General features: G+C 64.7%; 13 protein-coding genes and 1 tRNA gene. 12 read left to right on the plus strand and 2 right to left on the minus strand.

Features of this window, described 5'->3' with window-relative positions; translation table 11 throughout:
* Together AC07X4_RS06235 and AC07X4_RS06240 are read left to right on the plus strand one after the other, a co-directional pair.
* The coding region (locus tag AC07X4_RS06235) for a FecR domain-containing protein (protein WP_494739563.1) at positions 1 to 781 on the plus strand (781 nt) is incomplete at its 5' end.
* Positions 782 to 1,021: 240 nt separating this feature from the next.
* Complete coding sequence (locus tag AC07X4_RS06240; protein WP_494739564.1) at positions 1,022 to 2,974, plus strand: PhoX family protein; 1,953 nt, start codon at positions 1,022 to 1,024, stop codon at positions 2,972 to 2,974.
* 167 nt (positions 2,975 to 3,141) lie between these two features.
* Here AC07X4_RS06240 and AC07X4_RS06245 read toward each other — a convergent pair whose 3' ends face one another.
* The gene (locus tag AC07X4_RS06245; RefSeq protein WP_494739565.1) at positions 3,142 to 5,607 is read right to left on the minus strand and encodes a UvrD-helicase domain-containing protein; all 2,466 of its coding nucleotides are present in this window, start codon (positions 5,605 to 5,607) and stop codon (positions 3,142 to 3,144) included.
* 43 nt (positions 5,608 to 5,650) lie between these two features.
* Between AC07X4_RS06245 and AC07X4_RS06250 the strand changes: the two genes are divergently transcribed.
* Positions 5,651 to 6,376, plus strand: a complete 726-nt coding sequence (locus AC07X4_RS06250) for a hypothetical protein (protein ID WP_494739566.1) — start codon at positions 5,651 to 5,653, stop codon at positions 6,374 to 6,376.
* 204 nt (positions 6,377 to 6,580) lie between these two features.
* Entirely contained in the window at positions 6,581 to 7,558 is a 978-nt protein-coding gene (locus tag AC07X4_RS06255; RefSeq protein WP_056061124.1) for a GMP reductase, read from the plus strand.
* A gap of 42 nt (positions 7,559 to 7,600) precedes the next feature.
* Here AC07X4_RS06255 and AC07X4_RS06260 read toward each other — a convergent pair whose 3' ends face one another.
* The gene (locus AC07X4_RS06260) at positions 7,601 to 8,482 is read right to left on the minus strand and encodes an alpha/beta hydrolase (protein WP_494739567.1); all 882 of its coding nucleotides are present in this window, start codon (positions 8,480 to 8,482) and stop codon (positions 7,601 to 7,603) included.
* 210 nt (positions 8,483 to 8,692) lie between these two features.
* Between AC07X4_RS06260 and AC07X4_RS06265 the strand changes: the two genes are divergently transcribed.
* From AC07X4_RS06265 to bcsQ, 8 genes are all read left to right on the plus strand, one after another.
* A complete protein-coding gene (locus tag AC07X4_RS06265; protein ID WP_260666866.1) occupies positions 8,693 to 9,577 on the plus strand; it encodes an NAD(P)-dependent oxidoreductase in 885 nt (294 codons plus the stop codon).
* Between the two features lie 83 nt (positions 9,578 to 9,660).
* A tRNA-Lys gene (locus AC07X4_RS06270) sits at positions 9,661 to 9,736 on the plus strand.
* Positions 9,737 to 10,234: 498 nt separating this feature from the next.
* Positions 10,235 to 12,610 (plus strand): cellulose biosynthesis cyclic di-GMP-binding regulatory protein BcsB, encoded by a 2,376-nt coding sequence (gene bcsB / locus AC07X4_RS06275; protein WP_494739568.1) that lies wholly within the window; start codon positions 10,235 to 10,237, stop codon positions 12,608 to 12,610.
* Positions 12,603 to 13,757, plus strand: a complete 1,155-nt coding sequence (gene bcsZ, locus AC07X4_RS06280) for a cellulose synthase complex periplasmic endoglucanase BcsZ (RefSeq protein WP_494739569.1) — start codon at positions 12,603 to 12,605, stop codon at positions 13,755 to 13,757. Before bcsB ends, bcsZ begins: the two co-directional genes overlap by 8 nt.
* Complete coding sequence (locus tag AC07X4_RS06285; RefSeq protein WP_494739570.1) at positions 13,754 to 17,671, plus strand: cellulose synthase subunit BcsC-related outer membrane protein; 3,918 nt, start codon at positions 13,754 to 13,756, stop codon at positions 17,669 to 17,671. The genes bcsZ and AC07X4_RS06285 overlap by 4 nt, the downstream gene beginning before the upstream one ends.
* Position 17,672: 1 nt before the next feature.
* Complete coding sequence (locus AC07X4_RS06290; protein ID WP_494739571.1) at positions 17,673 to 19,493, plus strand: BcsE family c-di-GMP-binding protein; 1,821 nt, start codon at positions 17,673 to 17,675, stop codon at positions 19,491 to 19,493.
* Positions 19,490 to 19,672 carry a hypothetical protein gene (locus AC07X4_RS06295; protein ID WP_133246241.1) on the plus strand — a complete coding sequence of 61 codons (183 nt, stop codon included), beginning with the start codon at positions 19,490 to 19,492 and terminating at the stop codon, positions 19,670 to 19,672. The genes AC07X4_RS06290 and AC07X4_RS06295 overlap by 4 nt, the downstream gene beginning before the upstream one ends.
* Positions 19,673 to 19,685: 13 nt before the next feature.
* Complete coding sequence (bcsQ, locus tag AC07X4_RS06300) at positions 19,686 to 20,477, plus strand: cellulose biosynthesis protein BcsQ (protein ID WP_494739572.1); 792 nt, start codon at positions 19,686 to 19,688, stop codon at positions 20,475 to 20,477.
* Positions 20,478 to 20,608 lie beyond the last annotated feature (131 nt).

Consider the following 20,608-nt stretch of genomic DNA (forward strand, 5'->3'; position numbering starts at 1 on the left):
CCCCCCAGCCCCCCCGGCGCACCACCTGCAGGGCCGCTCTGACGACGAGCTGGTCTGGTTCCAACGGCGCAGCGTGGTGCAGGCTGCCGCGCTGTGGGTGGCAGGCGGTGGCTGGTCGGCCGCCCATGCGCAGGCGCGCAGCAACATCGTGGAGGTGCGCGGCGATGTGCTGCGCAATGGCGAGCCCCTGACGGCGCAGCACACCATCACCGCCAACGACCGCATCGAGACCGGGCCGGGCGCCAGCCTGGTGTTCTCGGTGGGTGACAGTGCCTTCATGGTGCGGCAGAACTCACGCATGGCGATGGAGAGCGACACCCCCACGGCCGTCAAGCTGCTGCGCCTGCTCAGCGGTGCGGTGGCCACGGTGTGGGGGCGCGGCCCCGACCGGCAGATTGCGCTGCCCACCGCCACGGCGGGCATCCGCGGCACAGGGGTGTATGCCGAGGTATTTGCCGACCAGGACCAGCGCGGCTATCTCTGCAACTGTTATGGCACGGTGGAGCTGACGGCGGGCGGCGAACGCCTGGTGAGCCAGTCCAGCTACCACCAGTCGTTCTGGGCCGAGCCCGCGCCCCGCAATGGCCGGCTGCTGACACCGGCCGGTGCCATCAACCACACGGACGAAGAAATGGAATTTTTGGCGGGGCTGGTCAACCAGCGCACCGCGTGGCAGGTGTCGGGCCGCAAGGGCATCAAGGATGGCAGCGGTGGCGCGGCCGTACCGGCCAATAACTACGGAACCGGCAACTCCTACGGCCCGCCCGGCTCCCGGGACTAGGGCCTGTCCCGCAGCGCACGCGCAGCCATGCCTGCGCGGCGCGCCTTGGGCGGGCGTCACGCGCTGCGCAAGGCATCGCGTCAAACCGTCACACAAACGTCAAACCACTGTCACGGGGCGTTCCTAGGATCGCGGGCTGGACTCCATGCCACCCGCCTACTACGCCTTTTCCAACAAGGCTCCCGGTCGGATCAGGGCGTGGCATGCCCGTTTGCATACCCACTTGGAAACACCCCGAAAATGACCCAACCGACGATGCCCACCCGCCGCAAGGCCCTGCAACTGCTGGCCGGCGTTCCCATGCTGCCGCTCAGCGCCAGCGCCTCGGCCGCACTGCTGACCGCCTGCGGTGGCGGCGACTCCGCCGCGCCCAGCTTTGTGTCGGCCAGCTTCACGTCGATGGCAGCCCCCACCCTGGCCAACGCCGCAGCCATGGCCACCACCACCGTGGGCTCCACGCTCAACATCAAGCTCAGCGACGACTCGGTGCGCTCTTACCAGCTGGCGTACCAGCCGTTCTTCGTGACGGGCGACATGGTGTCCGACGGCAAGGGCGGCACCATCCTGTCGGGTGGCTACTACGACATCAACAACAAGCCCATCATCGACGCCACGGTGGCTGGCAAGGAACGCCAGTACTTCTCGGACTCGCCCGACGGCACCTCGCTGCTGACCGTGGCCAACCCCACCGTGACTGGCCTCAAGGGCAAGGCCGTGTTTGCCGTGGTGCAGTTTGAATACACCACCTGGGCACAAGACGGCAAGACCGACATGTACGGCAAGCTGCCCTCGCCCATTGCCGTGCTGACGCTGGACCAGGACCAGACCACCGGCAAGCTGAGCCTGGTGAAGTACCACAACGTGGACACCTCCAAGGTGCACGGCCTGTGGATCACCTGCGGCGCCAGCCTGTCGCCCTGGGGCACCCACTTGTCGAGCGAAGAATACGAACCCGATGCGTTCAGCATCGCCAGCAACGCCATGTTCAAGGCTTACAGCAAGAACCTGCTTGGCGACGAAACCAAGGCCAACCCCTACCACTACGGCCACATGCCCGAGGTGACGGTGAACCCTGACGGCACCGCCAGCATCAAGAAGCACTTCTGCATGGGCCGCATCTCGCACGAACTGGTGCAGGTGATGCCTGACAACCGCACGGCGCTGATGGGCGACGACGCCACCAACAGCGGCTACTTCGTGTTCGTGGCCGACAAGGAAAAAGACCTGTCGTCCGGTACGCTGTACGTTGCCAAGGTGGGCAGCGGCTTCTCCATCGACCCCAAGGTGGGCACGGCGGCGCCCCTCACCTGGATCAAGATGGGTTCGGCCACCAGCGCCGAGATCGAGAACCTGGCCAACACGCTCAAGCCCACGGACATCATGACCGTGAAGACCACCGACCCGGCCGATGCCAGCTACACCAAGATCGTGGCCAACGGCAAGACCGAGTGGATCAAGCTGAACCCCGGCATGGAAAAGGCCGCAGCCTTCCTGGAAACCCACCGCTACGCCGCCTACCTGGGCGCCAGCCTGGGCTTCACCAAGATGGAAGGCACCACGGTCAACGCCAAGGACAAGATTGCCTACTCTGCGCTGCAGAACATCCAGTCGTCCATGGTGGCAGGCAACGCCGCCAACGTGCCGGGCAACGGCATCTCGGTGCCCAAGCAACTGGTGGCCGGCGCCGTGATGGCGCTGAACCTCAAGGGTGGCCAGAAGGACACCGCTGGCGGCACCATCAACAGCGAATGGATGCCCGTGGACACCAAGGTGCTGCTGGCCGGTGAAGACATCACCGCCGACGCCCTGGGCAACACCGCCAACCCCAACAACATCGCCAACCCGGACAACCTCAAGTTCTCCGAAAAGATGCGCACCCTGTTCATCGGCGAAGACAGCAGCCAGCACGTCAACAACTTCCTGTGGGCCTACAACGTGGACACCAAGCAGCTGTCGCGCGTGATGTCGATCCCCTCGGGCGGCGAGTCCACCGGCCTGCACGCCGTGGACGAGATCAACGGCTGGACGTACATCATGAGCAACTTCCAGCACGCCGGTGACTGGGGCGCCATCCACAGCGTGGTCAAGGACACGCTGGACCCGATGATCAAGGCCAACTACAAGAACAAGAACGGCGCGGCCGTGGGCTACCTGACGGCAGCGGCCAAGCAGCCCAGCCTGAACCAGGCCTGAACTCAGCCTGAGCGAAGGGCCAACAGGGCTGCACCCGGTGCGGCCCGCTTCAAAAACCAACGGGGCCTCAGGGCCCCGTTGTCATTGGCGGCCCCGGCTTGCTATATAAACAATAGCTAACAGGGCATAAGGTACTAGCGCCAGCAGGCGATTTGGCTCAAAACGCGCTATTCGACCACCGTCAGCTTGGCCACCGACAGCGCCAGCCACTTGGTGCCGTGGCGCGGAAAGTTGACCTGTGCACGTGTGTCGTCGCCGGTGCCTTCAATGGCCAGCACCTTGCCCTCGCCAAACTTGGTGTGGAACACGGCAATCCCCGCGCGCAGGCCGTGCGATGGTGCCGCCTTCTGCACAGGCACCGGGGGACTGGCAAACGTCTCGGATTTGAAGCCAAATTGGCCTCTAGCGCTAGATCCATATACGCCACCAGCTCCTGAATTAGTAGCAAAACTGGGCGCATACGAGCCAAAGCCCTGCTGCTTGGGCGTGATCCACTTGAGGGCCGCTTCGGGCAGTTCGTCAAAAAACCGGCTCTTGATGTTGTAGCGCGTCTGCCCGTGCAGCATGCGCGTTTGCGAGTGACTCAGGTACAGGCGCTTGCGCGCGCGGGTGATGGCCACGTACATCAGGCGACGCTCTTCCTCCAGGCCGTCGCGGTCGCTGGCGGAGTTCTCGTGGGGGAACAGGCCCTCCTCCATGCCGCCGATGAACACGCAGTCAAACTCCAGCCCCTTGCTGGCATGCACCGTCATGAGCTGCACAGCGTCCTGCCCAGCCTGGGCCTGGTTGTCACCGGCTTCGAGCGCGGCGTGGGTCAGGAAGGCGGCCAGGGGCGAGAGGGTTTCGCCGGTGTCGGCGTCCACGATGCCGGGCACAGCGGGTTTCAAAGGCTCGTCGAGTACGGGCGCGTTCGGGTCCAGCCCTTGGCTGACCACGCTTTGGGTGAGCGGCGTGCCGTGCTCGTCCAGCGGCAGCGCCACCGCGTCACGGCCAAAGCCCTCTTGCGTGACAAAGCTCTCGGCGGCGTTGACCAGTTCCTCCAAGTTCTCGATGCGGTCGGCGCCTTCCTTCTCGGTGCGAAAGTGCTCCACCAGCCCCGTGGATTCGAGCATCTGCTCGATGATGCCGCGCAGGTTCAGGCCCTGGGTCTGCTCGCGCAGCACATCCACCATGGCCACAAACGCGCCCAGGTTGGCCCCCGCCTTGCCGGGCACGGCGCTCACCGCATCGTGCAACGAGCAGCCCGCGGCGCGGGCCGCGTCCTGCAGCACCTCGATGCTGCGCGCGCCAATGCCGCGCGGAGGAAAGTTGACGACGCGCGTGAAGCTGGTGTCGTCGTGCGGGTTCTCCAACAGGCGCAGGTAGGCCAGCGCATGCTTGATTTCGGCACGCTCAAAAAACCGCAGGCCGCCGTACACACGGTAGGGGACGCTGGCATTGAACAATGCCGATTCGATCACCCGGCTTTGCGCATTGCTGCGGTAGAGCACGGCAATCTCCTTGCGCTCAAAGCCGTCGTTGCGCACCAACTGCTTGATCTCATCGACCATCCACTGCGCCTCGGCCAGGTCGGAGCTGGCTTCGTACACGCGCACGGGCTCGCCCGCGCCCTGCGTGGTGCGCAGGTTCTTGCCCAGGCGGCGGCTGTTGTGGCTGATGAGGTGGTTGGCCGAGTCGAGGATGTTGCTGTAGCTGCGGTAGTTCTGCTCCAGCTTGATCTGGCGCTGCACATCGAACTCGCGCACAAAGTCGGTCATGTTGCCGACGCGGGCGCCACGGAAGGCATAGATGCTCTGGTCATCGTCGCCCACGGCGATCACGCTACCGCGCGCCTCGTAACGCCCGCCCACGTCGTTGCCCGCCAGTTGCTTGAGCCAGGCGTACTGCAGCTTGTTGGTGTCCTGGAACTCATCGACCAGGATGTGCTGGAACCGGCGCTGGTAGTGCTCGCGGATCGGGTCGTTGTCGCGCAGCAGCTCGTAAGACCGCAGCATCAGCTCGCCGAAGTCCACCACGCCTTCGCGCTGGCATTGCTCTTCGTACAGCTGGTAGACCTCGACCTTCTTGCGGGCGTCGCTGTCGTGCGTGGGCACGTCGCCGGGACGCATGCCTTCTTCCTTGCAGCTGGCGATGAAGTACGACAGCTGCTTGGGCGGAAAGCGCTCCTCGTCCACGTTGTGGTGCTTGCACAGGCGCTTGATGGCCGAGAGCTGGTCTTGCGTATCCAGGATCTGGAACGACTGCGGCAGCCCCGCTGCCTTGTGGTGCGCGCGCAGCAGCCGGTTGCACAGGCCGTGGAAGGTGCCAATCCACATGCCACGCACGTTGACCGGCAGCATGGCCGACAGGCGGGCCACCATCTCCTTGGCAGCCTTGTTGGTGAATGTGACGGCCAGAATGCCGCCGGGCGTGGCGTAGCCGTTTTGCAGCAGCCAGGCAATGCGGGTGGTCAGCACCCGGGTCTTGCCCGACCCCGCCCCCGCCAGGATGAGCGCATGGCCTGCGGGCAAGGTCACCGCAGCCAGTTGTTCATCGTTCAGGTGGGCCAGAAGGGGGGATGCGGCCGAGGGCGCACCGGAGTGTGGGGGCACCAGGGCATCTGGCACACCCGAAAACGGGTCTTGTGGGAACATCCAGCCATTGTAGAAAGCACCCTGCCCCACGCCGCCTCGCACCATGAAAAACATTGCCCTCCCCCTGGCCAGCCTGTGGCTGGCCCTGGCGCACGCCCCCCAGGCGATGGCCCAGGCCAGTTGCAGCAGCGACGGCACCCCCAGGCCTGTGGCCGTGTTCGAGCGCTTCATCAGCGCCGACTGCGAGTCCTGCTGGAGCGATGCGGCCACCCCGGCACCGTCAGCCAAGGCAGGTGCCGTGGTGCTGGACTGGATCGTGCCGGGCAAGGCGGGCGACGACGCCCCCCTGTCGGCTGCGGCCTCGACCGACGCGCTGCCCCGCCTGCAAGCCCTGGGGCGCAAGCCCCCCATCTCCACCGATGTGTACGTCACCCCGGTCGGTTTAGCCGCGCGTGGCCGGTTGCGTGTGGCCCATGGGGTGGCGTTCAATGACTATGTGGGCACAGGCATCGCCTTCACCCCCTCCCCTGCGGCGCCACAGCGCACTGCGGCTGCCACGCCCCTCGCCTTTTACCTGTTGCTGGTAGAGGCCATACCCGCAGGTACTGACGGCACCGTTGTGCCCCGTTACATCGTACGCAATCAGTTCGAGGGCGCCTGGCCCCAGGCCCAGCGGCCCGCACGCAGCAAGGGCAAGCCGTGGGCATGGATGGAAACCCGCTCCATGCGCATCCCCGATGGCGCACAGGCCGACAGGCTGCATATGGTTGGCTGGGTGCAGGATGCCTCGGGCAGCATCGTGGCGGCCGCCCAATCCGTATGCAGGTAATACCGGTGGCGTTATGACGGCCCTTTGGCAGGCGGGTAGAATCAAGCACCGGGCCCAAGTTTCTTGACGCCCGGTTTTTTGTGCCCGCGCTCAGCAGGGTTCGGAGTGACTGTCACGTCCACTCCCGCAAAGCCGGTCTGACAGCCAAGCGCCCACCGCCGTCGAAATCGTTTGGCGGCGTCCCTTTATGGAGCTTGGAATCTCATGGAAATCTTCGACTACGACAACATCCTGCTGCTGCCCCGCAAGTGCCGCGTGGAAAGCCGCTCGGAATGCGACGCCAGTGTGGAGCTGGGCGGTCGCCGCTTTCGCCTGCCGGTGGTGCCCGCCAACATGAAGACCGTGGTGGACGAAACCATCTGCACCTGGATGGCGCAGAACGGTTACTTCTACGTCATGCACCGCTTTGACCTGGACAACATCCAGTTCGTCAAGGACATGCATGCCAAGGGCTGCTATGCATCGATCTCGCTCGGTGTGAAGCAACCCGACTACGCCACCGTGGACCAGCTGGTGGCACAGGGCATCACGCCCGAGTACATCACTATCGACATTGCCCATGGCCATGCTGACAGCGTGAAGAACATGATCGGCTACCTGAAAAAGCACCTGCCGCAGTCGTTTGTGATTGCTGGCAACGTGGCCACGCCCGAAGCCATCATCGACCTGGAAAACTGGGGCGCCGACGCCACCAAGGTGGGCGTGGGCCCGGGCAAGGTGTGCATCACCAAGCTCAAGACCGGTTTTGGCACGGGCGGCTGGCAGCTGTCGGCCCTCAAGTGGTGTGCCCGCGTGGCCACCAAGCCCATCATTGCCGACGGGGGCATCCGCAGCCACGGTGACATTGCCAAGAGCATCCGCTTTGGCGCCAGCATGGTGATGATCGGCTCGCTGTTTGCGGGCCACGAGGAATCACCCGGCAAGACGGTGGAAGTGGACGGCGCGCTGTTCAAGGAGTACTACGGCTCGGCCAGCGACTTCAACAAGGGCGAATACAAGCATGTCGAAGGCAAGCGCATCCTGGAGCCCATCAAAGGCAAACTGGCCGAAACGCTCATCGAGATGGAGCAGGACGTGCAAAGCTCCATCAGCTACGCGGGCGGCACCAAGCTGATGGACGTGCGCAAGGTGAACTATGTGATCCTGGGCGGCGACAACGCAGGCGAACACCTGCTGATGTAACCCCCCGGGCGCGAGCCGCCGCCCGGTTAGGAGAACCTGTTCTCAGGCCCGCAGCAGGTTCTGCGCCATGTGGTGCAGGTCATGCCCGGGCTTGGCCAGGGCATCGACGATGCTGAAGTGGTTCAACCCCGGCAAGGCCACGCTGCGGGGTACAAAATGGCTGCCCCAGGCATCCTGCATGAGCTGGTTCTGGCGCAGGAACTCGGGGCTTTCATCCGCCCCGACGGCGCAATACAGCGTGCCGGTGGGCGGCTCCAGCAAGCGCGCGGGGCTGCATTGCAGCACCTGCTGTTCGGTCAGGTGCAACACCGACTGGTACATGGGCGTGTGCATGATGGGTTCCAGGTCGTGCACCCCCGAGATCGACAGCACATTGCGCACCAGGCCATCGGGCAAGCCCTTGCCGATCAGGGGCCACACGCTGGTGAGCAGCAGGGCCGCCAACTGCCCGCCCGCCGAGTGCCCCGCAACGGTGATCCGCCGGGGGTCGCCACCATGGGCGGCGATCTGGTGCCAGACCCAGCCCAGCGCCTTTTCCATCTGCCGCGCGATGTGAGGAATGGTCACCGGCGCGTCCGGGGTGCCCGGGCACAGCGCGTAGTTCACCACCACCACACAAAACCCGGCCTGGGTGAAAGGCGGCGCGATGAAAGAGTGATCCGATTTGTCGAGTGACCGCCAGTAACCGCCGTGGATGAACACCAGCACGGGCACCGCCCCACCCCCGGCACGGGCGGACGGAAACACGTCCAGGGTTTCCCCGGCACCCGTGCCATAGGCCACATCCAGCGCACAAGGGACAGTGGCTCGCACCTGGGCAGAGTCTTGAGCCCAACGCTCGAAGTAGTCCATGTGGTCAGGGACCAGGGCGCGGTTGTTGTACATGCGCTCCAGCCAGGCAGGGTCGTACAGGGGCAAGGTCATGGGCAAGGGTCTCCGAGTTATGTGGGCTGCCTTCGGTGCCATACCGCAGACCGGCCAACAGGCTCGGCAGACGCAGGAACGGCGCTGGCGCTGCAGAATCATCTGGCCAATCGCCATACGCTGCAAGCTCCGTGACAGACTGGAGCGCCAAAAAGGCACATGATGACAACAGAGACGCCCTTGAATTCCTCTTTGCAGCAGAACAACGCCATGACCACCACACCGCTTCGCATCGCCGTTCTTGGCATTGGCATGATGGGGTTGCCCATGGCCAGGCGGCTCAGCGAAGCAGGCCACAGGGTGCACGCGTGGAACCGCACCCGCGCCAAAGCAGAACCGCTGGCGCAATGGGGTGTCACCGTGCACGGCAACCCTGCCGATGCCGTCAAGGACGCGGACATTGTCATCAGCCTGCTCGAAAACGGCCCGGTCGTGGGCCAGGTCCTGTTTGAGCACGGCACAGCACAGGCCATGCGCCCAGGTGCTCTTTTCATTGACATGGCCTCCATTCAGCCCAGCGAGGCGCGCGACCACGCAGCCCGCCTGGGCGAGCTGGGCCTGACCCACCTGGATGCACCGGTATCTGGGGGCACCGTTGGCGCCGAAGCCGGCACTCTGGCCATCATGGCCGGCGGAAGGCCCGAGGACTATGCCCGCGCCCAGCCCGTGTTTGCCTGCCTGGGGCACGCCACGCATGTGGGGCCACACGGTGCCGGGCAGCTGGCCAAACTGGCCAACCAGATGATCGTGGGCATCACGATTGGCGCCGTGGCCGAAGCGCTGCTGTTTGCCGCCAAGGGTGGTGCCGACATGGCCAAGGTCCGCGAGGCCATTAGCGGCGGTTTTGCCGACAGCCGTATCCTGCAACTGCATGGGCAGCGGATGGTGGAACGCGACTTTGCCCCCAGGGGCCGGATGGCGGTCCAACTGAAGGACATGCGCAATGCGTTGGCCACCGCCCGGGAAACAGGTTTCGACGCCCCCATCACTGCCCTGTTTGAGGCCTTGTATGCCGAAGGTGTGGACCACGGCCTGGGCGAGCTGGACCACAGCGGCCTCTTCGTCGAGCTGGCCAGCCGCAACGCAATGCAATAATTTTTGAGCACGACTTGCAGAGTGTCCAAAAACTAGTGCATAATTCGAGGCTCTGCAGCGATGCAGACAAATTTTAAAGATTTGGGTTCTTAGCTCAGTTGGTAGAGCAGCGGACTCTTAATCCGTAGGTCGAGTGTTCGAGTCACTCAGGACCCACCAAATCAAGCCGCAAGGCACAAAAAGCCTGCTACCCATAAGTAGCAGGCTTTTTTGTTTCCAGACCGATTGTTTCTCCGCTCGCGGCAACCCGGCCCCATGGCCCGGAGAGTCGTCCGCCGGCAGCACCATCGTCTGGCCGCCTGGGGCCCACGGCCCCGGTGTCCACCTTCCACGGGTGGCAACGGATGTGTCTTTGCAAGAACCACCGCGTGTTCTGTCCGCCGTCAGCCCGCCAGGGAGCATGCCATCCGCCATGCCATGGTGACCAGCCAGAGCTACAGACGCGCACCGTTTTTTCGAACCATGAATCCAGGCACTTACTCTTCACGTACCTGCTGCAGTCGGGCAACAACACTGCTGGCAAAGCAATTGCAAACAAATGTCCTGCGGAGCGGCACAACCCGGCCCCATCGATACACTTTGTCATACAAGTGACACCACCCAGGCATGGGTCCGATGCGCCCATCCTTCAGGTACGAGCCAGCAAAAAAGAACACTGTGAAATCCACATCTGCAACCCGCGCGCTCCCTCTTTTTGTCGCGCTGATCACTGCCGGGCTGATCTCAACCCCCGCCCCGCAAGCCAATGCCCAGACCAGCAAGGCCCGTAGCGCTGCGGCCAAAGAAAAGGCTCTGACCCGCCAGGAGCGCGAGTCAGCCCGGGCAGTGCAGGCCAACGACAGCGCGATCGGAGCCAGCCCATCGGACACTCCTACGCTGCCCGCACGGCAATGGAAAGTCAGCCTCAAGGAACTGGGCGTGGGGCGCCCTGTTTCTTTGCGAGGCGTGGAGAGTGAGGCCAGTGTGGGTGTGGGGGTGCGGCGCGACGAGATCGTCGAAGCCGCCAAGCTGCGCCTGACCTTCACACTGTCACCTGCGCTGATCCCGTCACTGTCGCATCTCAAGCTGATGCTCAATGACGAAACCCTGCAGACCGTGGTGCTGGACAAGGAGCGCCTGGGCACCCCGCAGACGGTCGAGCTCAATATCGACCCGCGCTACTTCACGGATTACAACCGGTTCCGCTTCCAGTTCATCGGCCACTACACGATGGAATGTGAGACGCCAACCCATTCCAGCCTGTGGGCAACCATCAGCAACGACAGCCAGCTGGAGCTTTCGTTGCGGCAGATCCCTCTGCGCAATGACCTCGCGCTGCTGCCTGCGCCGTTTTTCGACCCCCGGGACAACCGCCCCGTCAAGCTGCCGTTTGTGTTCGGCAATCAACCCAGCACCGGTACGCTCAAGGCGTCAGGCTCCATCGCCAGCTGGATTGGCATGCTGGCAGGCTACCGAGGCAACCAGTTCCCGGTGCTGGAAAACCAGCTGCCCCGCTCGCACGCCGTGGTGCTGGCCACCAACAGCCACCGTCCCGCGTTCCTGCAGGACATGGCACCTGTGACCGAGCCCACGATCTCGATGGTCAACCACCCCGAAGTGCCAGGCGCCAAACTGCTGCTGGTGCTGGGCAAAGACGATGTTCAGCTACAGATGGCGGCAGATGCCCTGGCCCTGGGGAAAGCGGTTTTGTCCGGGCAAACCATTGCTGTCAAATCGCTGGACTATCCCGCGCTGACCAAGCCCTATGACGCCCCTCGCTGGATCACCACCCAGAGGCCCGTGAAACTGGCCGAGCTGGTGGGCAGTCCTTCGGACCTGCAACTGCGCGGCACGGTGCTCAACGACACGGTGAACATCTACACCCGCATGGCCCCGGACCTGTTCACCTGGAACGCCAAGGGTGTGCCGCTGGACCTCGCCTACCGCTACACCCCCAGCAGTGTCTCGGACCATGGCAGCCTGAACATCTCCATCAACAACCAGTTCATCCAGTCCTATCCGCTGCAGTCGCGGGATGACCGCACCAGTGGCAAGAACACGGTGATGCTGCCCCTGTTCGATGACGGGAACGCCCAGAACCGTTCGGACCTGAAGATTCCTGCCTTCATGATTGGCGGCGACAACCAGCTGCAGTTCGCATTCCAGATCCCGCCCAACGACCTGGGCCGTTGCAAGTCCGCGCCGCCCACCGAACTGTTTGCGGCCATTGATCCGCAGTCCACCATCGACCTCACGGGTTTTCGCCACTACCTGGCCATGCCCAATCTGGCGGCCTATGCCAACAGCGGCTTTCCGTTCACCCGGGTGCCCGACCTGGCCCAGACCTCCATCATCTTGCCCAACCAGCCCAGCACCGCAGACATCGAGGTCTTCCTGACCTCCGTAGGCCGCATGAGCGCTTCCACCGGCTATCCAGGCACCCGCTTTCAGCTGCTGCGCGCCGCAGACGCCAACAAGGCGGGTGACACGGACATCCTGATCGTGTCGCAGGCCGACGCCGATGGTTTGCTGGAGCAGTGGAAGAACCACCTGCCAGCCCTGCTGGCCGCTGGCGCCCGGTCGGTGCAGCCCCTGGAACGCGCACTGGGATCGTTCATTGAACTGTTCAACCTGGAATCCGAACACCGTCTGTCCGCCTCTGGCGGGCAAGCCGTGCTGCAAGGCACAGGGCCGCTGGCAGCAGTCACCGGCTTTGAATCGCCCTTGCACAGTGGTCGCAGCGTGGTGGCGCTCACCGCCACTGACAAGGAAGCCATGGGGCTGCTGAGCCAGAGCCTGAACGATGCGGGCAAGATCAAGAGCCTGCGCGGAGATCTGGGCCTGATGCGCGGCGACGCCATCGAAAGCTTCCGCATCAAGCCTGTGTACTACGTGGGCGACCTGCCTTGGTGGCAACGCCTGTGGTTCCACCTGCACAGCCACCCCTTGCTGCTGGCCTTGGCGGGCATCGCCACAGGCCTTCTGCTGACCTTTATCGTTTATGGCGCCTTGCGCACCATGGCGCGCCGCCGACTGGCATCCCAGCATGACTGAGTCCCTTCGTCGGCGCACGGCCCTGCAGGCTGGCGGCGGTGCTGCACTGCTGTCCTGGCTGCCAGGCCTTCGCGCGCAGCCCCAATCCACGGCAGAACGCCCCGGGTGGCCCGCCTGGGAAGCGTTCAAGGCGCAGTTCATCAACGAAGGCGGCCGCGTCATCTCGGATGATGCGGGAGGAGGACAGACCTACTCCGAAGGTCAGGCATACGCCTTGTTCTTTGCCTTGGTGGCCAATGACCGAACCACCTTCGACAAGCTGCTGCGCTGGACGGAAAACAACCTGTGCGACGGCGATATGACCGCCCGCCTCCCGGCCTGGCTATGGGGTAAACGCCCCGATGGCACTTGGGGTGTCATCGACAGCAACGCCGCCTCGGACGCCGACCTCTGGATGGCCTACGCGCTGGGCGAGGCAGGCCGCCTGTGGAACGTGCGCACCTACCGCGCACTCTCTGCCTTGCTGGCGGCCCGCATCCTGCGTGAAGAAACCGCGCAACTGCCCGGCCTGGGACTGACCCTTCTGCCAGCGCCCCAGGGCTTTGCACAGAAGGACGGACGCTGGCGCCTGAACCCCAGCTACATGCCCATGCACCTCATGCACTGGCTGGCAGCAGAGGACCCCCAGCCCGAATGGAAGCAACTGGTGGACAGCTCGCTCAAGGTCATCCAGGGCGCTTCACCCAAGGGCTTCACGCCCGACTGGACCGTGTACGACCCTAAGCAGGGCTTTCTGGTGGATGACAAGGGCAAGGAAAAAGGCCAGGGCAGCTACAACGCCATCCGCGTCTATCTGTGGGCGGGCACGTTGCACGCCAACGCTCCCGGTCGCAAGGCCTTGCTGGATACCCTGCAGCCTATGGCACGCTTCGTGCGCGAACAGGGATACCCGCCCGAGTCCATCGACATCCTGACAGCCCAAGCCTCGGGCCCCGCCCCCTCCGGGTTCTCGGCTGCAGTCCTGCCATTTTTGCGGGCAGTGGGCGACGACCGCACCCTGCAATCGCAGCGCATGCGCCTGGAGGCCCGCCCCTTGCGTCCCACGGCCTACTACGAGCAGGTGCTCGGCTTGTTTGGGCTGGGCGCCATGGAGGGGCAATATCGCTTCACTGCAAACGGCCAACTCACTGTGCGATGGAAACCGTGAAACGCCGTACACACCGCTGGCTCCCCTCCCTGACCTTGCTCGCCGCCGCCTGCCTGCCCGGGCAGCACGGCGTGCACGCCAGCACCCCACCCGCCATCGAAGCTGAGCTGCTCAGCGGCGCCCGCCTGTGGGCCAGCAAAAACCGGCCGGATATGGCCCGCCAGCTGGTGGACAAGCTGCTGGCCATGGACCCGAACTCTCCCGAAGGGCTGGCGACGCTGGGCGACTTGGCGCTGCGCGAAAAGAAAAGCGACGAGGCCCAGCGCGTGCTGGCCACCTTGCGCGCACGCCACCCCGGCCATGTGCTGACCCAGGAACTGGAAACCCTGGTACGCGTGTATGGCCCCGACCGCGAAAAACTGGCCCAGGTGCGCTTGATGGCGCGCGCAGGCCGCAAGGCCGAGGCCGCCGACTTGGCGCGCGAGCTGTTCCCGCAAGGCCCGCCCACGCTCGGCGGACTGGCGCTGGAATACCACCAGATCATGGGCTCCACCGCCAAGCAGAGCACCGAATCCCAGCGCCAGCTGGCCAGGCTGTACCAGCAAACCGGGGAGTCCCGCTACCGGCTGGCACAGCTGGAGCTGCGCATGTACCAGGGGGGCAACCCGACGGCCGTGGTGCAGGAGATCGAGGCCCTGGCAAAGCAGCCCGATATCAATGCCCAGCAGCTGCAAGACCTCTGGCGCCGCGCCCTGGACCGGCTGGCCAACACCCCAGCGAACCTGCCCCGCGTGCGCGCATTTCTGCAGCGCTACCCGGCTGATAGCGCCATGGTGGAACGATTGGCCGCCATGCAACAGGCGGTCGAGCGCGCAGAGCGCGCGGCCCGCGACCCCGCCAACATCGCCCGCCAGGCAGCGCGTACTGCCCTTGACCAAGGTGATATGGAGTTGGCGGAAGAGCAGATCCAGGCGACGCTGGCTTTGCGCCCCCAGGACGGAGAAAGCCTGGGAAACCTGGGATTGATCCGCCTGCGCCAAGGCCAGCATGCACAGGCGCAGGACCTCTTCAGCCAGGCCTATGCGCTCACACGCCAGAGCCGCTGGAAGGACTTGCAGGCCACTGCCAGATTCTGGGGACTGCTGCGACAGGCCGACAGAGCCGTCGAACAGAACGAACTGGTCACGGCAGCCAGCCTGGCCGAACGCGCGCTGCAGATGCAACCCCAAAGTGCTGACGCATTGACCACCCTGGCGAGCATTCGCGACCTGCAAGGGGACCATGCGCTGGCAGAGAATTTCTACCAACAAGCCATCCAACAGGAGCCCAACAGCACCTCCGCCATCAAAGGCCTGGCAAGTCTCTATGCCCGCACCGGGCGGGTGACCAAAGCGCTGTCCCTGCTGGCCGAGGCTGCCGCACGTGACACCACACTCTCAGAAAAACTCGCCAGTGCCCAGGCCGACGTGCTGGTGGCCCAGGCGGAGGACGACCTGCAGGCCCAGCGCCTGGGCCCCGCACTGCGTGCCTTGGAGTCGGCAGTGGTACTGACCCCCGACGATGCTTGGATAAGACACCGCCTCGCGCGTATTTACATACGCCTGGGCCGCCCCCAAGAAGCACTGCACGCCATGGATGAGGGTGTGGCGCGTATTCCGTCCGGCGCCGTCGGTGCCGAGATGTTGTATGCCCGCGCCCTGATACGTTCTGCCCTGGACGAAGACAGCGCTGCCCTCGCGGACATGCAGCGGATACCCTCCGCCGATCAGACAGACGCCATGCGCTCGCTGGTGCGGCGCTCTCAGGTCAAGTCGCTCGTCACTCAGGCCCTGAAACCCCTGCCGGCAGCTGAAGTCGAGGCACTGCTACAGCAAGCGGAACGGACAGCAGGCAATGAAGCAGACCTGCTCTACAGCGTTGCCAATGCCTGGTCTCGCCGCGCACAGCCCGCGCGGGGCGTGGCAGTCTTCCATCGCCTGGCAGCGCGTGTCCCCACGCTGGCGCCAGACACGCAGCTGGACTACGCACAGCTGCTCAACCGGGCGGAGGACGATGCCGGCCTCGCCGAGCAATTGCCTCGTCTGCTGCAAGCCAAGGGCTGGAGCGCCGAGCAAGAAAGCCGGCTGGTAGCGCTGTATGCAGCGCACCAAGAGCGGCTCATCGAGAAGCAGCGGCAGGCCGGACGTACCAACGAAGCCTCGCGCCTGGCACGCCAGGCGACACCCCTGCCGGACACACTCTCCACACCACGCCAACGCAGCCTGGCCCAGGCACGGTTGCTCATGGCTGCAGCCGAATATGCCGATGCCGCCCAGTTGCTCAAGCCTTTGGCATCCGCACAACCGGATGATCTGTCTGTTCGCATGGCGCTGGCGGACACCCTGTCACGACTGCAGGACACCGGAGACCGGCGGGCTGCGGCCAATGAGGCCGACTGGTTGAAAGACCGCATCCCTCCGAGCGATGTGGGGCAGCAACTGGCACTGCTACGCATCTGGCAACGTATTGGCCGCATGGACGAAGCGCGTGCATTGGCGACCCGTCTGCTGGACGGTTTTCCGCAAGACAGTGACGTGCTGCTGCATGCAGCGCGCCTGGAGCGGGCCAACCGCAACTACGCACAGGCCATGGTGTTCTTCCGCACTGCGCTCATGCTGGAGACGCGCGGAAAGATCGCCCCCCCTGCTGCAACGGCCCCAGAAAGCCAGGCCCCGGTGCCGATTGATTCCGACCGACCACTGGCTCTCCAGCAGAGTTACACACTGTCCGTCCCCGCCGACCCGGCCGTCGTTGCCAAGATCCAGGGCGAGATCGATGCCATCGAGGCACGGCGCCAGCCGCGAATCGAAGCGGGACACCAGGCGCTGAGCAAGCGCTCCACGGACGGAATCTCCAGCCTGCGCGGCTGGGAACGTCCTGTGGTGGCGTGGATGCCGCGTGGCTACGACGGGCACTATTTCTTGCACGTGGATCGGGTACAGCTGGATGCGGGCGATCTCCCCGCCGATGGTCCAGACCTGCTCACTTACGGGCAGGTGGCGGCACTACCACCGGGGTCCTCCTTTGCCACCGAGCGACGCCAACGGGGCCAGGGCACCAACCTGGGTTTCGGCTATGTGGGAGACGATGTCCAGTGGGACATCGGAACCACTGGGGTTGGATTTCCGGTGACCAATGTCGTAGGGGGCCTGTCCAAAACCGGCGATCTGGGCCGCTACAGCTACAAACTCGAAGCGTATCGGCGCCCCATCACTGGCAGCCTGCTGTCGTACGCAGGGGCGCGCGATCCCATCACAGGCCAGGTATGGGGCGGCGTGGTAGCAACGGGCGCTGCAGGCCGTCTTTCTACCGACATTGGGCCCTACAGCACCTCGCTGAGCCTGAGCCTGGCCGCCCTCACCGGAAAAAATGTGGCAACCAATACCCGCGCCCAGCTGCGCTGGGCACTGGACCGCGATGTATGGCGCCACAGCGATGGCGTCGTCAACCTGGGTGTTGCCGTCTCAGCTTGGCACTATGGCAAAGACCTGTCCGAATTCAGCTTCGGCCACGGCGGCTACTACAGCCCACGCAACTACGTATCCGTCGCCCTGCCACTGGAATGGAGTGGACGCCGCGGCGCACTGACCTGGCTGGCACGCGGGTCCGTCTCTGTATCGCGCAGTAGCAGTGGCGACAGCGACTATTTTCCGCAGAGCGCACTCCTGCAGGCCCTGGCGCGTGCCCGGCTGGCGGCCGACGGTGGCGTTCCGGTGTACGCGGGCAGTTCGGGTTCGGGTTTCGGGCGTTCGTTCCGGGGGGCACTGGAATACCAGGTCACGCCCCATCTCGCACTGGGAGCACAGCTGGAGCTGGATCGCTCGGCCTACTACGCGCCCACCAATTTCATGGTGTATGGCCGCTACCGCTTTGAGCCCGGGAACGCTCCACTGGACAACCGCCCACGGCCGGTGCAGACCTATTCCAGCTTCTGACATGTCCTCTGCCGCTTCATCCCCACGCAAGAGCCCACCCGCAACAGGTGTGCTGCACGCGCTCGCCAAGCGCCTTTGGCCCTCTTTGGGTACAGCCAGCGCCATCCAGCGACCGACAAGCATCGGCATCGCAGGCCTGCCAGACGGCATTGGCCAGTTGCCATCCCATGTGCCCGTCTCTCTGGTTGCCGCCGACAGCCGAAGTGCCGCGGCATGGTTCCCCGCGCTGATCGAAGACGCTTTGGCCGCTGGCCCCTTGGGGCTGGTGGCGTCCAGAACACAGTGGCTGGACGAATTGCTGGAGTACCCCGAGTTGCGAGCGGCTTACCGCGCTGGTCGGCTGAAGCTCTGGGTGCTATCGCCTGGGTTGCAGGCGCAAGTACAGCGCCATGGACTCAGTCCACTCGTGCAGGAGCTTGAGCGGACCGGCCTGCTGCCACAGCATGCACTGTATCTGTGCGACGCACAGAACCTGCTGTCCGGACTGAACGTTGCCCAACTCGCACATGTCAGCGACCAGCTCAGCGCCCTGTGCCGTCAACGGCAGCGCCCGGTGGTACTGGGGTTCACCCCACCGCTGGATGCCACCGCCTTTTTGCCAACGCTGCGCAACCTGTGCCAGATGTCCATGCACATCGCCACCTTGCATGCCGACGCTGACCGCTGGCGCCTGAGCCTGGACCGCTGGGGTTCGGATACCGGGGCGCTGTTTCAGACCGGCTTTGGCCTGGTGCAAGACGCCAGCACACACCGACTGACTGCCGACGGCACGCGCACCCAAGGCGCCACCCCCGAACTGGTCACTGCAGCCGACCAATGGGGCGTGCTGGCAACCCGGGCATCGGTGGAGGGGCAACGCGGTATCCCTGGCCACTGGCGCATCGTCGATGGGCTGGAGGACATCGAAGTGGCTGCTGCGACCTGCGTGGCCTCCACGGTGCTGATCGACGCGGGCTCTGCGGGCGATTTTGAATCCCGCGCACGCTTGGTGCACCACCTGCGTCTCTCGCGCCCCCCAACGCTCAAGATCGTGGTGCGCGAGAACCTCGGCAAGTTGCGCACCCACAGCGAGCAGGCACTGCTGCAACTGGGCGCCAGCGCGGTGGTCTACAAAGAGGTGGGTTTCTCGCGACTGCTGCAACTGCTGCAGGACATCAACGCTCAGAGCCACACCCGCAAAGTCCACCCCGACTACGCTCAGGCGCTCGACAGCTTCATGCCCCCCCGCGAGCGGGGCTACCAGGCCCCGGGACGATTCTGTACGTTGGTACGCGGCATGCTCGACCGCACCCATGACATTGGCCTGTCGCACAGTCTGGTACGGCTCAACATGCTGGACCGGATGCCGCACCTCGATGCTTTGCGCGCCTGCCACACCTCGCGCGATGGCGACTTGTTCACGGCCGACCACGAAGCGATCTACGTGTTCCTGTTCGCCTGCCGGGAGCCCGATGCAGAGCTGGCACTGCAACGGGTATTCGCGCTGCCGCTGACCCAACTTTTCACTTCGCAAGCTACGGACTGCTCAGCGCCAGGCATACGCGCGATGACTGAACAATTGCAAGAATCCCTGCGCAAGGGCGTACCTGACTACAGTGCCATCTTGGCAGCAGTCAGCGCCCCCACACCTGCCGCCCTGGAGGCTCCTCCTGCCACGCCCTTGGCGCAGTTAAGAGAGGATGCGCTGGCACTGCCAAAGCACACCAACATAGAGAACCAACAGTCCGCGGCCTCGCCGCTCGTTGTGACAAGACCGCAAATGCGACCACGCCCTATCGGACAGCGCGCCGCGCCGCGCCCCCTTGGAAGGACGTCTGCATGACGGCATGGATGCTTGTTTACGTGCTGCTGGGTGTCTTGCTGGCTTGGCCGTGTGGTTGGCTGCTGCGCCGCGTGCTGAAGGCGCGCCAGCCGTTACGCTGCGTGCAGCCCTATCGGCCAAACCTTCCGCAAAGCGAATCGCCCATTACCCCAAAAGGTGGGATGACCAAAGCCCCATGAACAAAGAGTTTGCATGCGCGTGATTGCTGTCGTTTCGCCGCTCGGCGGGTCCGGGCGCACCACCATGGTCGCCCACCTGGCGTCCATTGGTGCCCGTCAAGGCCAGCACACCTTGGCCGTAGAACTCTGCGCCCAGAATCTGCTGGGCATACACCTGGGCATGCCCCGCCCCGCCAGTCAGGGATGGGCAGCACTTGCTGCCACAGGCTCTTGGTGGGCAGACGGCAGCTTCGACAACACGGACGGCGTCTGCGTTCTGCCCTTTGGCCCAGCGGCACCAGAAACCATCACGACGCTCCACCAGTTGCTCGCTGCCAACCCACAGTGGCTGCAAGACCAGTTGGAACTGCTCGACGTGCCAGAGGATTGCACGATACTGCTGGACACACCGCAATGGCCTTCGCCGCTGGCCCAGGCAGCGCTGCGCTGCGCAGATGCGGTGTTGGTGGTCATGGAAGCGTCTGCGCGCGGATGTGCCAGCACGGACGCCGTACGCGCCATGCTGCAGGCGTCGCCAGCAACGCCCAACGTGCAGGGCATCGCAGTCACGCGTTTTGACCCGCGCCGCGTATCGCAACGGGAGGCGCTCAGCACATTGCGCCAGCAGTGGGGAAGCCAATTGCTGCCCTATACCGTGCATGAAGACGAGAACCTTTCACGTGCACTGGCCGCATCGCAATGCGTGAACGGCATGGCACCGCATGCACAGTCCGCGCACGATCTCCAGGGCATCTTCCATTGGCTGTCGGCAGTGCCTCCGTTGGCGCCGCTGCCTGCGCCCGCAGCTGGAGTGGTTGCACCATGACAGACCAGGCGCCCTCGGGTACCACCACACCTACCCCGGCCACCGAACAAGCGGACGCACTGGTGCCCACTCGCAAGGCACTGATGTGGCTCGGGCGCCAGCTTGAGGTCGGGCATGAGGCTCCCTGGTGG

The organism is Acidovorax sp. GW460-11-11-14-LB4, assembly GCF_059423685.1.

Coding starts and splice junctions, on each gene's coding strand:
- AC07X4_RS06240 (WP_494739564.1), top strand. CDS start 1,022: ATGACCCAACCGACGATGCCCACCCGCCGCAAGGCCCTGCAACTGCTG.
- AC07X4_RS06245 (WP_494739565.1), bottom strand. CDS start 5,607: ATGTTCCCACAAGACCCGTTTTCGGGTGTGCCAGATGCCCTGGTGCCC.
- AC07X4_RS06250 (WP_494739566.1), top strand. CDS start 5,651: ATGAAAAACATTGCCCTCCCCCTGGCCAGCCTGTGGCTGGCCCTGGCG.
- AC07X4_RS06255 (WP_056061124.1), top strand. CDS start 6,581: ATGGAAATCTTCGACTACGACAACATCCTGCTGCTGCCCCGCAAGTGC.
- AC07X4_RS06260 (WP_494739567.1), bottom strand. CDS start 8,482: ATGACCTTGCCCCTGTACGACCCTGCCTGGCTGGAGCGCATGTACAAC.
- AC07X4_RS06265 (WP_260666866.1), top strand. CDS start 8,693: ATGACCACCACACCGCTTCGCATCGCCGTTCTTGGCATTGGCATGATG.
- bcsZ (WP_494739569.1), top strand. CDS start 12,603: ATGACTGAGTCCCTTCGTCGGCGCACGGCCCTGCAGGCTGGCGGCGGT.
- AC07X4_RS06290 (WP_494739571.1), top strand. CDS start 17,673: ATGTCCTCTGCCGCTTCATCCCCACGCAAGAGCCCACCCGCAACAGGT.
- AC07X4_RS06295 (WP_133246241.1), top strand. CDS start 19,490: ATGACGGCATGGATGCTTGTTTACGTGCTGCTGGGTGTCTTGCTGGCT.
- bcsQ (WP_494739572.1), top strand. CDS start 19,686: ATGCGCGTGATTGCTGTCGTTTCGCCGCTCGGCGGGTCCGGGCGCACC.